The sequence below is a fragment of the Mesorhizobium sp. M1312 genome (assembly GCF_040318115.1).
Classification (GTDB): domain Bacteria; phylum Pseudomonadota; class Alphaproteobacteria; order Rhizobiales; family Rhizobiaceae; genus Mesorhizobium.
This window is the reverse complement of record NZ_JAMYLQ010000020.1, coordinates 37,997-51,588: the sequence shown is the minus strand read 5'-3', so window position 1 is coordinate 51,588 and position 13,592 is coordinate 37,997. Positions and strand designations below refer to the sequence as shown.

The 13,592-nt window shown below is 62.1% G+C and carries 14 protein-coding genes and 1 pseudogene; 1 reads left to right on the top strand and 14 read right to left on the bottom strand.

Annotated elements, in window-relative coordinates:
* Positions 1-44: 44 nt before the first annotated feature.
* The gene (gene rimP, locus NKH36_RS21780; protein WP_352962371.1) at positions 45-689 is read right to left on the bottom strand and encodes a ribosome maturation factor RimP; all 645 of its coding nucleotides are present in this window, start codon (positions 687-689) and stop codon (positions 45-47) included.
* 286 nt (positions 690-975) lie between these two features.
* On the opposite strand from rimP, the gene NKH36_RS21775 reads away from it, so the two are divergent.
* On the top strand, positions 976-1,140 hold the full coding sequence (locus tag NKH36_RS21775) for a hypothetical protein (RefSeq protein ID WP_352962373.1): 165 nt from the start codon (positions 976-978) through the stop codon (positions 1,138-1,140).
* A gap of 85 nt (positions 1,141-1,225) precedes the next feature.
* Here NKH36_RS21775 and trmB read toward each other — a convergent pair whose 3' ends face one another.
* The 13 genes and pseudogenes from trmB to tsaB form a co-directional block, all read right to left on the bottom strand.
* A complete protein-coding gene (gene trmB / locus NKH36_RS21770) occupies positions 1,226-1,927 on the bottom strand; it encodes a tRNA (guanine(46)-N(7))-methyltransferase TrmB (RefSeq protein WP_352962375.1) in 702 nt (233 codons plus the stop codon).
* Between the two features lie 26 nt (positions 1,928-1,953).
* Entirely contained in the window at positions 1,954-3,243 is a 1,290-nt protein-coding gene (metK, locus tag NKH36_RS21765; RefSeq protein WP_352962377.1) for a methionine adenosyltransferase, read from the bottom strand.
* A 53-nt stretch (positions 3,244-3,296) separates the two neighbouring features.
* Entirely contained in the window at positions 3,297-3,497 is a 201-nt protein-coding gene (locus NKH36_RS21760) for a hypothetical protein (protein ID WP_352962379.1), read from the bottom strand.
* A 101-nt stretch (positions 3,498-3,598) separates the two neighbouring features.
* On the bottom strand, positions 3,599-4,018 hold the full coding sequence (locus NKH36_RS21755) for a helix-turn-helix domain-containing protein (protein ID WP_352962482.1): 420 nt from the start codon (positions 4,016-4,018) through the stop codon (positions 3,599-3,601).
* 138 nt (positions 4,019-4,156) lie between these two features.
* Positions 4,157-5,749: an apolipoprotein N-acyltransferase gene (gene lnt, locus NKH36_RS21750; RefSeq protein ID WP_352962382.1), complete on the bottom strand. Its 1,593-nt coding sequence runs from the start codon at positions 5,747-5,749 to the stop codon at positions 4,157-4,159.
* A gap of 269 nt (positions 5,750-6,018) precedes the next feature.
* Positions 6,019-6,842, bottom strand: a pseudogene (locus tag NKH36_RS21745) (alpha/beta fold hydrolase).
* A gap of 303 nt (positions 6,843-7,145) precedes the next feature.
* Entirely contained in the window at positions 7,146-8,219 is a 1,074-nt protein-coding gene (locus NKH36_RS21740; RefSeq protein WP_352962384.1) for a hemolysin family protein, read from the bottom strand.
* Positions 8,220-8,246: 27 nt separating this feature from the next.
* Complete coding sequence (gene ybeY / locus NKH36_RS21735; RefSeq protein WP_352962387.1) at positions 8,247-8,753, bottom strand: rRNA maturation RNase YbeY; 507 nt, start codon at positions 8,751-8,753, stop codon at positions 8,247-8,249.
* A gap of 12 nt (positions 8,754-8,765) precedes the next feature.
* On the bottom strand, positions 8,766-9,758 hold the full coding sequence (locus NKH36_RS21730; RefSeq protein WP_029356966.1) for a PhoH family protein: 993 nt from the start codon (positions 9,756-9,758) through the stop codon (positions 8,766-8,768).
* 83 nt (positions 9,759-9,841) lie between these two features.
* Positions 9,842-11,251, bottom strand: a complete 1,410-nt coding sequence (gene miaB / locus NKH36_RS21725; protein WP_352962390.1) for a tRNA (N6-isopentenyl adenosine(37)-C2)-methylthiotransferase MiaB — start codon at positions 11,249-11,251, stop codon at positions 9,842-9,844.
* A 63-nt stretch (positions 11,252-11,314) separates the two neighbouring features.
* The gene (gene olsA, locus NKH36_RS21720) at positions 11,315-12,115 is read right to left on the bottom strand and encodes a lyso-ornithine lipid O-acyltransferase (RefSeq protein ID WP_352962393.1); all 801 of its coding nucleotides are present in this window, start codon (positions 12,113-12,115) and stop codon (positions 11,315-11,317) included.
* A 130-nt stretch (positions 12,116-12,245) separates the two neighbouring features.
* Positions 12,246-12,740 (bottom strand): ribosomal protein S18-alanine N-acetyltransferase, encoded by a 495-nt coding sequence (gene rimI / locus NKH36_RS21715; protein ID WP_352962396.1) that lies wholly within the window; start codon positions 12,738-12,740, stop codon positions 12,246-12,248.
* Positions 12,740-13,444 carry a tRNA (adenosine(37)-N6)-threonylcarbamoyltransferase complex dimerization subunit type 1 TsaB gene (gene tsaB / locus NKH36_RS21710; RefSeq protein WP_352962398.1) on the bottom strand — a complete coding sequence of 235 codons (705 nt, stop codon included), beginning with the start codon at positions 13,442-13,444 and terminating at the stop codon, positions 12,740-12,742. The genes rimI and tsaB overlap by 1 nt, the downstream gene beginning before the upstream one ends.
* Positions 13,445-13,592 lie beyond the last annotated feature (148 nt).

Sequence of the window (13,592 nt, the reverse complement as noted above, 5' to 3'; positions counted from 1 at the left end):
TTTCTCCCGAGCTTGTTGCCGAGCCTTTGCGCCCGGCAGCCCAATCACATTTCCTGTTCGGCTTCATCTTCCGCGCCCGCTTCTGCGCCCTCTGGCGCGTCTTCGGGTTCGCCGCGGCGCTTTTTGGCTTCCTTGCGCGCCCTGTTGTCCTTCGACAGTGCGTCGCGGATAAGGTCGTCGGTCAGGATCAGCCGTGCTTCGGCAATCGCATCGTAGGGCACACGCACCGTCGGCTCTTCGCCATAGGCCGCCTTGTCGCGCTCGATCAGCACGCCGTCCTCGTCGCTCTCGGCGATCTTGCCCTTGAAGCGCTTGCGGTCGGCGACAAGGACCGAGGTTTCCATCTTCACCAGATGACCGGTCCAGGTCGCGAAATCCGACTTGCGGACCAGCGGCCGGTCGATTCCCGGCGACGACACTTCGAGATGATACGCCTTTTCGATCGGATCATCGACATCGAGCGCCGGCGACACTGCCCGGCTGACCTCTTCGCAATCCTCGACGGTCATGGTGCCATCCTCGCGTTCGGCCATGATCTGCAGCGTCAGCCCGTTCTGGCCCGTCAGATGCACCCTGACAAGGCGGAAGCCGATGGCACGCAGCACCGGCTGCACGATCAGCGCGATGCGCGCATCGATGCCGCTTTCGCGGATGATGCGGTCGTCGCTGTCGGGTACCGTTGCAGTCATTCGATTCCTGTCGCTTCATTGGCGGTCGGAAGGTAATAAAAAAGAGCGGGACCGGGTGGACCCACTCTTCGCCATACCGACCAAGAATTTGAGGCTGATATAGACGATCGCGGCCGTTGTTTCAAGTCCGCATGCAGGGCCGGGGAAAAGTGCCGGAAGCGGCAGCGTTGCACAGGGCGCATGGCGGCCATGCGGCAACGTCCCTGTGATATCAGGCAATACGCGCCTATCTATGTTGCGCTGCACCAATTCAATCACGGATCGCAGCAGGCAAAAGGACACAATCATGAACAACCGCAAGGTTTTCTCGGCCATCGGCGATTTCTTCACCGTGTTCGGCAGCGCCGTCGCCGCTTCGCACGCCGTCGAAGCCGGCCGCAAGCCGCGCGCGCATGATCTGCGCAATCTCGGCATGGATCCGGCCGCTTTCAACAAGATCGGTCGCTTCTAGTCTAAGACCGGCGACGCAGGGCGAGGACATCTTTGGTCCTCGTCGACGGCAAAGCGTGCGATGTGCGCAGCTTAACGCAACATGTCTATCTTCGGACGAAGGTGAGGTAGGCCGGTCGACGGCCTTCGCGAATGGCCTTCGCCTCGTAGCGCGTACCCGGCCAACCCTCATAGGGCCGCTGCCAGTCGGCTGCCTCTTCAGCCTGCCACGCGAACGCATCATGTGCCCGGCAGTGCAGCAGCGTCCAGTTCACATAGCTATCTATATCGGACGCAAAGCGGAATTTTCCGCCTGACTTCAGGACGCGCGCGAAACGGTCGAGATTGACCGGACTGACGAAGCGTCGCTTCCAGTGTTTCTTCTTCGGCCAGGGATCGGGATAGAGCAAGTCGATGCCGTCGAGCGAGGCTTGCGGGAGCCAGTCGAGCAGGCGCGTGGCGTCGTCGTCATAGACCCGAAGATTGGCAAGCGGCCGTTCCCTGACCGCCATCATCATCTTGGCCATGCCGTTGACGAAAGGCTCGACTCCGACAAAACCGGTCTCAGGAGCCGCTGTCGCCCGATGCAGCAGGTGCTCGCCGCCGCCGAAACCAATTTCGAGATGAATGGCGCGGACATCGGCTTCGAACAGGCTTCGCAATTCGGCCGGCGGTCCGGCCGTCAGATCGAGCCGGTAGGTGCTGAAGCCGCTTTCCAGTGCCGCCGCCTGCTGCGGACGGATGGTCTTGCCGCGCCGGCGACCGAAAAATGCTTCGGTCGCGCGGCTTGGCCGGACTTTCGGACCCATGTCTTTCGGATCAATGGACGCCGCGGCTAGGCCGCGACTGCTTCGGCGGGCGCTTCAGAGAGTGCGTCCTTGAGCGCCTTGGCTAGGTCGGTCTTTTCCCAGGAGAAGGACCCGTCGCGGCCGGCCTTGCGGCCGAAATGGCCGTAGGACGACGTCTTGGCGTAAATCGGCTTGTTGAGATCGAGATGGCGGCGGATGCCGGACGGCGACAGGTCCATCACGGTGCGCAGCGCCTGCTCAAGCTTTGCCTCATCTACCTTGCCGGTGCCGTGCAGGTCGACATAGACCGACAGCGGCTGGGCGACGCCAATGGCATAGGAAAGCTGGATGGTGCAGCGATCGGCGAGCTTCGCCGCCACCACGTTCTTGGCGAGGTAGCGTGCCGCATAGGCTGCGGAACGGTCGACCTTAGTGGTGTCCTTGCCGGAAAAAGCACCGCCGCCATGGGGCGCTGCACCGCCGTAAGTGTCGACGATGATCTTGCGCCCGGTCAGGCCGGCGTCGCCGTCGGGCCCGCCGATGACGAACTTGCCTGTCGGGTTGATATACCAGTTGCAGCTGTCGGCGATCTTCAACTCGCCCAGCGCCTCGCGGATAAAGGGTTCGACGACGTTGCGGACCTTCTTCGAATCCCAGCTGGCGTCGAGATGCTGGGTGGACAGCACGATTTGCGTCACTTCCGCCGCCTTGCCGTCGATATAGCGGACGGTGACCTGGCTCTTGGCGTCCGGCCCGAGCCGGCCGGCATCGCCGTTGCCCTCATGGCGCGCGGCGGCCAGCAATTCGAGGATCTTGTGGCTGTAGTAGATCGGCGCCGGCATTAGATCCGGCGTCTCGCGGCAGGCATAGCCGAACATGATGCCCTGGTCGCCGGCCCCTTCCTCGCCTTGCCGGTCGGAGGCATTGTCGACGCCCTGGCCGATATCAGGCGACTGGCCGTGCAGCAGAACCTCAATCTTTGCCGTCTTCCAGTGGAAACCGGCCTGTTCATAGCCGATTTCGCGGATCGCCTTGCGGGCGGCCGACTTGAACTTCGCCGGATTGACGAGCGGATGACCGGCTGCATCCATCAGGATGTTGCCGGCCTTGTCCTTCTTGAGCAGGGTCTCGGGGACGCGGACCTCGCCGGCGATGACGACGCGATTCGTGGTGGCCAGCGTTTCACAGGCGACGCGGACCTTCCAGGGGTCCATCCCGGTCTTTCTGGCCTCGCGATAGACCAGATCGACGATCTCGTCGGAGATACGGTCGCAGACCTTGTCGGGATGACCCTCGGCAACGGATTCCGAGGTGAATAGATAGTTTTGCCGCGTCACGGGTGTCCCCTCTTGAAAAAATATCGGCACGCTGCCGATTGGCGCGCCACGTGTTAGCTGTGCCGGGCGGCGCTCGTCAAGCGGTGCGGCCATTCTGGCATGAAAATCGCGCTATTATCTTGTACCACTGTGACCGGCGGCAGGATGCCGCAAGCGAGCTCAGCTCCAACACTTTGCTTAGCTTCAGCACGTTGATGAAAAAGACTTTGAGCATGGGTGTCGAGCAAAATCGATCCGCTGTCCGGCATGCCCATGGGATGTAAATTCCACAATGCGCGAGATCGCGAGAATTTGCCTGCCCCACTATCTCGGCCCGCCATTTCCGGCTTTACAACGGCCAAATCAATCGGGCCAATCAATCGACGTCGTCGGTGGAAAGGGCCTTCACAAGCTCGATGATCTTGCGGCGTATCTTCACGTCGGCGATCTTGACGAAGGCCCGGTTGAGTTGAAGACCTTCAGGACTGCCGCAGAATTCGACGGCAAAAGCCATTGATGCATCCTCGGCAAATCCGCGGTTGCCCACGGTCTCCTGGCCCGGCGCATCCTCGAAAAAGAAAGCGACAGGAACACCGAGTATCGAGGCGATTGCCTGCAAACGGCTGGCACCAACGCGATTAGTCCCCTTTTCGTATTTCTGTATCTGCTGAAACGTTATGCCGAGGTTCTCGCCCAGTTTCTCCTGACTCATTCCCAACATATTGCGACGAAGCCTGATGCGACTTCCTACATAGATGTCGATAGGATTCGGCTTCTTCTTGTTTTCTTCTGCCATTTTTTCCTCGCCGAATTTTTCCGGCTTTTTGTGTTTTTCTGCCCAAAACGAAGCCGGCGGCCAGTGCCCCAACACAACGACGTACCGACTTCGAGAAATTTCAGGCCGTTACAGTATGAGTTTCTAATGTGTCGACTGTCAATTCGCGCGTAGCCTTTGCCTTACATTGAATGTGAAAGCGGCCAGGGCAAACAGCAACAAGATCAGCAGTCCGTTAATGCGTCTTTGGCTGGAAGAAACGATGGCTTGATTGGAAATCGGCACATGGACATCAATAGCTCCGCGTGCGTCGATCGCCAGCGCGTCGAGGATGCGCCCGCGCGGATCGACGACAGCGGAGATGCCGTTATTGGCTGCGCGCAACAAGGGCACCCCGTTCTCCACGGCACGAATCTGCGCTTGCCTGAAATGCTGGTATGGACCCGGCGTATCACCGAACCACGCGTCGTTCGTGACATTCACAATAAGCTCGGCTGACGTTGCGTCAACCGCCACCAGATCGGGAAAGATGACTTCATAGCAAATGAACGGAAGCACGCGGATACCGTCGGGCAGCGCGATCGGATGCCGCTCATTGCCCGCCACGTAGGTTGTCGGCCCGGCGACGAGCTGTTTGAGCCCGAAGCGGCCAAGCAGGTCGGCAAAAGGCAGATATTCGCCAAAGGGTACCAGATGAACCTTGTCGACGGCATCTGCGATTTCACCCTTGTCATCGATCGCCACCACCGAATTGTAGTACCGCCTGTCGGCATCTGCCGCCGAGCCGCCCTCCTCCCGGACGACGCCGGCGATCAGCATCTGGCCCTCGCCAAGCATCTCTCCCAGCGCGGTCAGCGCATCGGGACGTTCGGCGAAAAAAAACGGCACGGAGGTTTCTGGCCACAGGATCAGTTGCGGCTTGTCATGGCCGGCCTCCGGCGCCTTGGCCGAAAGCCCCATCAGCGTAGCGAAGATCCGGTCGGGCACCGAAGCGTCCCACTTTTCGCTGAGGTCGACGGACGGCTGCACGATGCGGACGTCGATTGCGCGGGTTGCGGGCTCGACCTTGGCAGCAAGCCTGATATGGCCGAAGCCGGCATGGGCCACGACGAGAACGGCAAGCAGTGCAGCCCCCAGCCGGACATGCCGGCGCGCCGCAAGCAGGGCCGGCAATGCAAAGACAAAGACCGCCAGCGCGTTCATGCCGACCATGCCGGTCACCGACGCGCTCTGCATAAGCAAGGGCACCGGCATCGCCGCGTAGCCGACGGCATTCCAGGGAAAGCCGGTGAACAGAAAGTCGCGCAGCCATTCCGCCAGGCCAAAGCCGAAGGCAAGGGCAGCGATGCGGCCGATGTCGTTGCTCCACAGCAGCCGGGCAACCGCTGTCGCGAAGCCGTAGAAAAAGGCGAGCACCAGCGGAATTCCGACCACTGCGAAGGGAAGCGCCCAGGCGAAACTGTCGGCCTCGACCAGAAGTGCCGAGCCGATCCACCACAGGCCGGCGAGAAAATAGCCGAAGCCGAACCACCAGCCGATGGCGAAGGCCGGCCGCAAACGCCGGAACCAGCCATCGGAAGCTTCGCCGGTCGCGCCGTCAAGGAGCCAGACCAGCAGCGGAAACGAAATAAAACAGACGGCGAAGAAATCGTAAGGCGCTTGGGCAAGAACCGCCAGCGCGCCGGCAAGAAACGCCACAAGCGCGCGACGCCAACCCCAAAGCAGAATTATCCGACCGGCGAGGCGCTTCATCAATGCTTCCGAGTCGTGCGAATCACGGCAGAAGATTTATCAGGCCGCAGTCCGCGCTCCAAACGCCGCCGCTTCAGCCAGCCTGCGGATTGAATTTCGGCGATCGATTCCTTGCGGACGTCCGACAATGGTCGTTTTTGGCTCACAGTCTGGATAGATGAACGACGACTCAAGCTTCAACTCTCTAAGGTCTGCTGGATAGGTGGGGCGACTGACGCCGGCAAGACAAGCGTCGCATGTGTCGCGCAGGCATCGCGGCCGGTATATCACTAGGATGCGCGTGATAGAAATGCGTTCAGCCGCTCCAGGACGAGATCCGGGGCTTCGAGCTGCGGTAGGTGACCGACGCCAGGCAGCGTTTCGAACGATGCCTGCGGGATCAGCGCATGAAGCGCTTCGCCTCGCTCCAGCGGGATCCATGGATCGTCCTTGCCCCAGATTATCTTTACCGGACACCTGATATCCCCGAACGCCGGCTCGACTTCGGCGGTATATTTTTCGTCGGCTTGCGCGAATTGCCGATAGAAGCTTCCTCGTCCTTCCTCGGCAAGCCACGGCTCGACAAGTTTTTCGACATCTCCGGACTCGATGTCATTTGCGATCGCCCCTTTGATATATGCCTCCACGACCGCTCTGTGGATATGCGGCGGCAGGCCCAGAAAGGCATCCACATGGCGACCGACATGATCGAAGAACTCCGATCCCCAAGGCGCATGGCGACGACATTCATCAGGACATACCGCTCGAAGTCGCAGCCATGCAGCAAATGCGCCCGCAGCGTCGTCGCTCCGCCAAAATCATGGGCAACGACCATAGGCTGCGCAAGGTCCCAATGCGCAAGCATCTCGGCGAATACTTCTCCTTGCACATCGAGTGAGGTGCGCTGCTCCGCGGCTTTGGCGGATCGCCCGTATCCCGGCATATCGTACCAATGAACACGATACCGCCTTGCAAGGTCTGGAATAATCCGATGCCATGAGAATGAAGACCACGGCCAGCCGTGAGCCAGCACGAGCGCAGGCCCCCTGCCAAATCGCCCCGCTGCCACAGCACCCGCAGACGTTTCCACGGTCTCATCGAGTTTCCACGACATCAGATATTCTCCCAGAGCACCGGTCCCACCCATTACTGAAACTCAGACGAGACGTTGTCGGTGCCAGCCTTCGATCTGCAGATCGCCCAGCCGCTCAGCCTCGTCGCATGGAACGGAGCGTCACCGAACCGCATCTCGGAATGGACCAGCCTGCCGTAAGCGTCGCTGACCACCATGCTCGGCTCGAAGCCGAAAGCCTTTTCAAGCCCTCAGTGCGGCGCGCGGATCCTTTTAGAATATACCTGAGCCCAAGGTTGAGTGCCTGAACGGATCCTTCGACCCTCATCGGGCGAGCGGCGTCTATCAAGCCTGCTCGGCGCGGACGGCGCGCCGGCGGCGCTCGCCCTTCTGGGTCTCCATGATGCGCACGCGCTTGACGCGGCGCGGATCGGCGTCGAGCACATGGAATTCGAAGCCAGGAATGGCCTGCACCACTTCGCCGCGGGCCGGAACCCGGCCAAGCGTGTTGAAGATCATGCCGCCGATCGTGTCAACATATTCGCCATGCTCGCCGGCGGCGAAATCCTCGCCGATCATCTTGGCGACATCGTCGATCTCGGCCTTGCCGTCGACGACGAACACGCCCTCGCCGGTCTGGGTGATCATCGGCTCGTCCTCGTCATGCTCGTCCTCGATGTCGCCGACCACCATCTCGACGATATCCTCGAGCGAGACCAGACCGTCGGTGCCGCCATATTCGTCGATGACCAGCGCCATCTGGGTACGCATCGCCTGCATTCGTCCCATGAGATCGGAGGCGAGCATCGACGGCGGCACGAAAAGCACCGGGCGGATCAGGGTCAGGTCGCCTATGGTGCGCGTGAGATCGACCTTGGCGAGATCGAGAAGCGTGGCGGCGGCGGTTTTCCTGGTCGTCCTGCCCTTTCTGACGCGGGCGATCTTGGTGATGTGCGCGAGCACGTCGCGGATGTGAACCATGCCGCGCGGGTCGTCGAGCGTCTCCGAATAGACCGGCATGCGGGAATGGCCGGACTGCTCGAACAGCCCCAGAAGATCGCCCAGATTCGTCGTGATCTCGACCGCCTCGATGTCGGCGCGCGGCACCATGACGTCCTCGACGCGCACCTCGCGCAAGCGCAGGATGTTGTTGAGCATGGCCCGTTCGCCGGGCGAAAAGGCGCCGGCACCGCTCGCCGTTTCGGCAAGCGCGTCGGCGATCTCCTCGCGCAGGCTGGTGCCGTTGCGTTGCCTGAACAGGCCGAGCACGCGATCGAACAGGGAAGGACCGGCAGGCGATGGCTCGCTGGCGAAGCTGCCGGTCGTGGTACTCGGACTAGAGCCCTCTTCCGTCTGTTCGGATGGCTTGGTTGCACTGCCGGCGTCTGGGCGGGCGGCAGTCTCAGGTTTGTCGTTCATCGTCGTCCGGTCATTTGATCTTTTTAGTTACGCGTAGGGATCGGGAATGGCAAGCCTCGCAAGCGCTGCGCGTTCAACGGCTTCCATTTCCTCGGCCTCGGCGTCGGTCTCGTGATCGTAGCCCAGCAAATGCAGCAGGCCGTGGATGACGAGATGGATGATATGGTTCTCGACAGGCTTGTCTTCCAGTGCGGCTTCCCGCGCGACCGTCTGGGCGGCCAGCACGATGTCGCCCATCATGGGCGGCAGCGGATCGCCCTTGGCAAGCGGAAAAGCCGGGAAAGACAGGACGTTGGTCGGTTTGTCCTTGCCGCGCCAACCCGCATTGAGACTGCGGATATGGGCATCGTCAGAAAAAACGATGCTGAGTTCGGAACGGCCGGCTACGCCGATTTCGGCAAACGCAGCGGCAACGGCGCGATCGACTAGCCGCGTCAGCCCAGCCTCTTCCGGCCAGTCGCCCGCTTCGACCGCTATATCGATGTCGACGGGAACCGAAAGATCCCCGCCTACAGACTTTCTGTCCTCAGCCATAAGGCCGCATCATCAGCTTTCGGCGCCCAGGCCCCGGGCCAGCTTGCCGTCGCGGTCGTAGGCCTTGACGATCTCGGCGACCAGCGGATGCCTGACGACGTCGCCTTCGTTGAAGCGCACCGTCACCATGCCGGTGACGCCGTCGAGGATTCTGAGCGCCTCGACCAGACCGGATTTGGTGTTTTGCGGCAGATCGATCTGCGTCGGATCGCCGGTGACGATCATGCGCGAGTTCTCGCCGAGACGGGTCAGGAACATCTTCATCTGCATCGGCGTGGTGTTCTGCGCCTCATCGAGGATAACGGCGGAGTGCGCCAGCGTGCGGCCGCGCATGAAGGCCAGCGGCGCGATCTCGATCACCTCGGCGGCTATTGCCCGCTCGACCTTGTCGGCCGGCATCATCTCGTAAAGCGCGTCATAGAGCGGCCGCAGATAGGGATCGACCTTCTCCTTCATGTCGCCGGGCAAGAAGCCGAGCCGCTCGCCGGCCTCGACGGCCGGCCGCGACAGCACGATGCGCTCGACCATGCCGCGTTCGAGCAGCATCGCCGCATGCGCCACCGCCAGGAAGGTTTTTCCCGTGCCAGCCGGGCCGATGCCGAAGACGAGTTCGGACCGCTCCAGCGCGCGCATATAGGCGTCCTGGTTGAGCGAGCGGGCATAGATCGTCTTCTTGCGCGTCGATATCTGGGCGGCGGACACCTTGCCCTTGCGCTCCAGCGTTGGCAGCGTCAGCTGGTCGTCGGCGGCGATCGCCATGCGCACGGCGCCGTCGACGTCCGATTGGCCGATGTCAGCGCCTTTCTGGAGAATGCCGTAGAGATTATCCAGGGCGCGGCGCGCCTGCTCGGCGGCCGAGGCGGAGCCCTTGATGGTCAGCTGGTTGCCTCGCGAGCGGATATCGACGCCAAGCTTCTGCTCAAGCCTGGCCAGATTTTCGTCGAACTGGCCATAAAGGGCGCTGGCAAGCTTGTTGTTGTCGAAAGTCAGAACGATGTGCGCCATATCCGAAGCCCCCGATGGTAGGTTCTGGGGCAGGTTCTTCACTTCCGCAGCGCTCAACCGTCTCTCCTCATCTGCCGAGACCTTCAGGCCAATTCGGCGAACAGGCTGTTGTAACCCGTCTTCGTGATTCGTACCTGGATAATCTCACCGATTTCGCCGGACATTTCATCAACAATAACCGGCTGCAGCCACGGCGAGCGGCCGACCTTCTGGCCGGCCTGGCGGCCCGGCTTCTCGATCAGCGTATCGATGGTGCTGCCGACCAGGCTCGCGCCGAAATCCTGCTGCTGCTTCAGCAGCAGCACCTGCAGCCGCTGCAGGCGCTCGTCCTTGACGGCTTCCGGCACATGATCGGCCATTTCTGCGCCTGGCGTGCCGGGGCGCGGCGAATATTTGAACGAGAACGCCGAGGCATAGTTCACCTGGCGGACAAGGTCCATCGTCGCCTCGAAATCCGCATCCGTCTCGCCGGGAAAGCCGACAATGAAGTCGCCCGAAAGCGCGATATCGCTCCGTGCGGCGCGGATACGGTCGAGCAGCGTCAGATAGTCCCTTGCCGTATGCCTGCGGTTCATTGCCTTGAGTATGCGGTCGGAGCCGGATTGCACAGGCAAATGCAGATAGGGCATCAGCGCCGGCAAGTCACGATGAGCGGCGATCAATTCGTCGTCCATGTCGCGCGGATGGCTGGTGGTGTAGCGCAACCGCGCCAGCCCGGGAATCTCGGCCAGCCGGAACAGCAGGCGGCCAAGACCCCATTCCTGGCCGTTTTCACCTTCGCCATGCCAGGCATTGACGTTCTGGCCAAGCAGCGTCACCTCGCGCACGCCGGCTTGCGCCAGCCGCTCGGCCTCGGCGACGATCTGCGCCACCGACCGCGACACTTCCGAGCCTCGGGTATAGGGCACGACGCAGAACGTGCAGAACTTGTCGCAGCCCTCCTGCACGGTCAGGAACGCGGTGACGCCGCGCCTGATGATCTCGGCGCGTTTCGGCTGCGGCAGATGCTCGAACTTGTCCTCGATGGCGTAGTCGGTCTCGACGATCTTTTCGCCGCCGCGCACCCGTGCCAGCACATGCGGAAGCCGGTGATAGGTCTGCGGGCCGATGACGAGATCGACGGCCGGCGAGCGGCGGATGATCTCGGAGCCCTCGGCCTGCGCCACGCAGCCGGCGACACCGACCAGCATCTCGCGGCCGGCCCGAACCCGTTCCGCCTTTATCTCACGAATGCGGCCGAGTTCAGAATAGACCTTCTCGGCGGCCTTCTCGCGGATATGGCAGGTGTTGAGCAGCACCAGATCGGCCTCGCCGATGGTCTCCGTTGCCACATAGCCGTCAGCGCCCAGCGCGTCGGTCATGCGCTGCGAATCGTAGACGTTCATCTGGCAGCCATAGGTCTTGACGAAGACCTTCCTGCTCGCGGCAGGCGGCGCGGCCGCAGTTTCGGCAGCAGTATCGATGTCGTCCCGTTCTATCGTATTCAATTCCATCTGGCGGCTTCTAACGCCTTTTGGTGACAAAAAACAGACGATTCTGGCCGGAGCTTTTCCGGCTTACCGGCTCGGGCGCGGATCGGCGAGCGCCGCCTGCGCCATATCACGCACCTGACTTTCCATCAGCCTTGCCGTTTCCTTGCGGTTGGAGCCCTTGGAAAAGGCGACCGGCTCGCCGAAATGCACTTCGACATCGAGTCCGCCCTCTGCCATCAGAACCTTGAGATGCGGCATCAAATCCTCGTCACCGATCCAGGCGGCAATCGGCCGGTGCCTGCGGCCGAGCGGCACGCCGTGCAGGCGCGTGTAGACGATCGCCACCGGCTGAATGAAGACCTTTTCGGCCGCCCCTTCCGAAATCGCCATCGAGGCGGCGCCGAACAGCGTGCTCTTGAACGGCAAGATCATGTTGCCGTCGCTAGTCGAACCTTCGGCAAACAGCACCATGGCGTCGCCCTTGGCCATGCGGTTGGCGATCTCGCTCGCCTGGTCGCCCGACGAACGCTTGCGCTCGCGCTCGATGAAGACGGTGCGCTGCAGCTTCGACAACATGCCGATCAATGGCCAGCCGGCCATGTCAGCCCTGGCGATGAACGTCACGTCGGCCATCGACCCCAGCACCATGATGTCGGTCCAGGAGATGTGGTTCGATGCGATCAATAGAGGACGCTGGCTGGACAGGGACCCCTTGACATGGATGCGCATGCCCAGCGCCCGGATGATGAGCCGGTGCCAGATCTTCAGGATGAAAGTCTCGCGCCAGAGCCCGGTCTTCATCGACAGGATCTGCAACGGCACGAGGATCAACGAGCCTACGACAACCAGGCCCAGTGCCAAGAAAATCCTGATTTTTCCGATCATCCGCTCTTTGGCCCTGTCCTACTTATGGCTCGAGCGACGCGTCCAATTGGACGCACAAAGTGCGCTCTAGTATCTTGAATCTGCGCATCGTGCTTTCCGAAAATCGGTTCCGATTTTCGGGGCCGAAGCGCTAGCGAAGATCGCGGCGCATGACAAGCGCTCCGGTCGGGCCGTGTTCGGGCGATCTGTAATAATTGGCACGTTTGCCGACCTCGCGGAATCCTAGCCGCCGGTAGAGCGCGATCGCGGCGACGTTGGTCTCGTCGACCTCGAGGAAAAGCGCCTCGGCGCGTTGCGCATGCAGTTCGCGCAGCACCGCGTCCATCAATTGCCAGCCAAGGCCCTGGCGCCGATGGGCGCGCGCCACCGCGACGGTCAGGATCTCGCCTTCGCCGGCAGCCAGGCGCGCCAGCACGAAGCCGACCGGCGGCTTGGCACCCTGTCCGGTCTCACGCGCGGCATAGCCGAACACCGTGTCCTGCTCGAGCAATGCGGCGAATTCGTCGTCGGTCCACGGCCGCACGAAATCCTCCCGATGCAGCACCGACATGGCCGCGCTGTCGGCGATCGTCAGCGGCTCGAGCGCAAAGTCCCTGCGGCGCGGCTGGAAGAAAGGAATGCGCATCAGTTTTTCTTCCCGGCTTTCTTCCTGGACAGGATAAAGCCGGCCTGCGGCTTGGCGTCCGCGCCGCGCAGATAGAGCGGTTTCGGCTTTTCGCCTTCAACCTTTTTGCCGGCATTTTGGGCGGCGGCCAGCCGGGCATAGACGGCGATGTCGGCCGTGGCACTTGTCGGGCCGACGTCGAAGGCGCGCCCGATCGAGGCAGCAATTTGCGATGTCGCCGTGCCGGCCAGAACCGGAGACCTATCAACCGCCATGGCGGCGGCTTGCGAAAGCGTGGTCACCGCGGGACCGTAAATCGAAACGGATGCTTCGTCGTAAAGTGCCGCATGGATCTCCTCGCGGCCGGCGTCGAGCGCGGCAAGCACGGCGCGGCCGGGAAATGTCTCTTTCGCCTGCGCAGCCAGCGCCTCCAGCGTCGTCACCCCGATTGCCGGGATTTTCAGCGCCAGCGCCAGGCCCCGCGCCGCCGAGACGCCGACGCGCAGGCCGGTGAACGAGCCCGGGCCGGTGGAGACAGCGATGGCGCCGAGGCCGGCATAATCGGTCCCGGCCGCCTTCAATGCCTCCTCGATCACGGCCATCAAATGCTCGGCATGGCCCTTGCCGAGATCGAACACCGAACGGCCGAGTTCCTTCCCGGCCGCCGTGTCGTAGACACAGGCGGCGCAGAGATTGGCGGCACAGTCGATGGCAAGCAACTTCATGAGGCGGCCGGCTGGAGCACCCGATTGGGCACAGGGGTTCGAAAAACAATTTCCCTGTGCCCGCCATGGCTCATCGCCGCAAGGAAATAATGCATAAATCGTTTGGCGGCTTCGCTTCGCCCCCTCGCCTGAAGCGGTATCTTCTAGC

What these genes read in the sequence shown, in the direction of transcription:
- NKH36_RS21740 (WP_352962384.1), bottom strand. Translation starts at nt 8,219, where the DNA reads ATGAACGACAAACCTGAGACTGCCGCCCGCCCAGACGCCGGCAGTGCA.
- NKH36_RS21760 (WP_352962379.1), bottom strand. Translation starts at nt 3,497, where the DNA reads ATGGGCATGCCGGACAGCGGATCGATTTTGCTCGACACCCATGCTCAA.
- ybeY (WP_352962387.1), bottom strand. Translation starts at nt 8,753, where the DNA reads ATGGCTGAGGACAGAAAGTCTGTAGGCGGGGATCTTTCGGTTCCCGTC.
- olsA (WP_352962393.1), bottom strand. Translation starts at nt 12,115, where the DNA reads ATGATCGGAAAAATCAGGATTTTCTTGGCACTGGGCCTGGTTGTCGTA.
- miaB (WP_352962390.1), bottom strand. Translation starts at nt 11,251, where the DNA reads ATGGAATTGAATACGATAGAACGGGACGACATCGATACTGCTGCCGAA.
- NKH36_RS21775 (WP_352962373.1), top strand. Translation starts at nt 976, where the DNA reads ATGAACAACCGCAAGGTTTTCTCGGCCATCGGCGATTTCTTCACCGTG.
- rimI (WP_352962396.1), bottom strand. Translation starts at nt 12,740, where the DNA reads ATGCGCATTCCTTTCTTCCAGCCGCGCCGCAGGGACTTTGCGCTCGAG.
- trmB (WP_352962375.1), bottom strand. Translation starts at nt 1,927, where the DNA reads ATGGGTCCGAAAGTCCGGCCAAGCCGCGCGACCGAAGCATTTTTCGGT.
- rimP (WP_352962371.1), bottom strand. Translation starts at nt 689, where the DNA reads ATGACTGCAACGGTACCCGACAGCGACGACCGCATCATCCGCGAAAGC.
- NKH36_RS21730 (WP_029356966.1), bottom strand. Translation starts at nt 9,758, where the DNA reads ATGGCGCACATCGTTCTGACTTTCGACAACAACAAGCTTGCCAGCGCC.
- lnt (WP_352962382.1), bottom strand. Translation starts at nt 5,749, where the DNA reads ATGAAGCGCCTCGCCGGTCGGATAATTCTGCTTTGGGGTTGGCGTCGC.
- tsaB (WP_352962398.1), bottom strand. Translation starts at nt 13,444, where the DNA reads ATGAAGTTGCTTGCCATCGACTGTGCCGCCAATCTCTGCGCCGCCTGT.
- NKH36_RS21755 (WP_352962482.1), bottom strand. Translation starts at nt 4,018, where the DNA reads ATGGCAGAAGAAAACAAGAAGAAGCCGAATCCTATCGACATCTATGTA.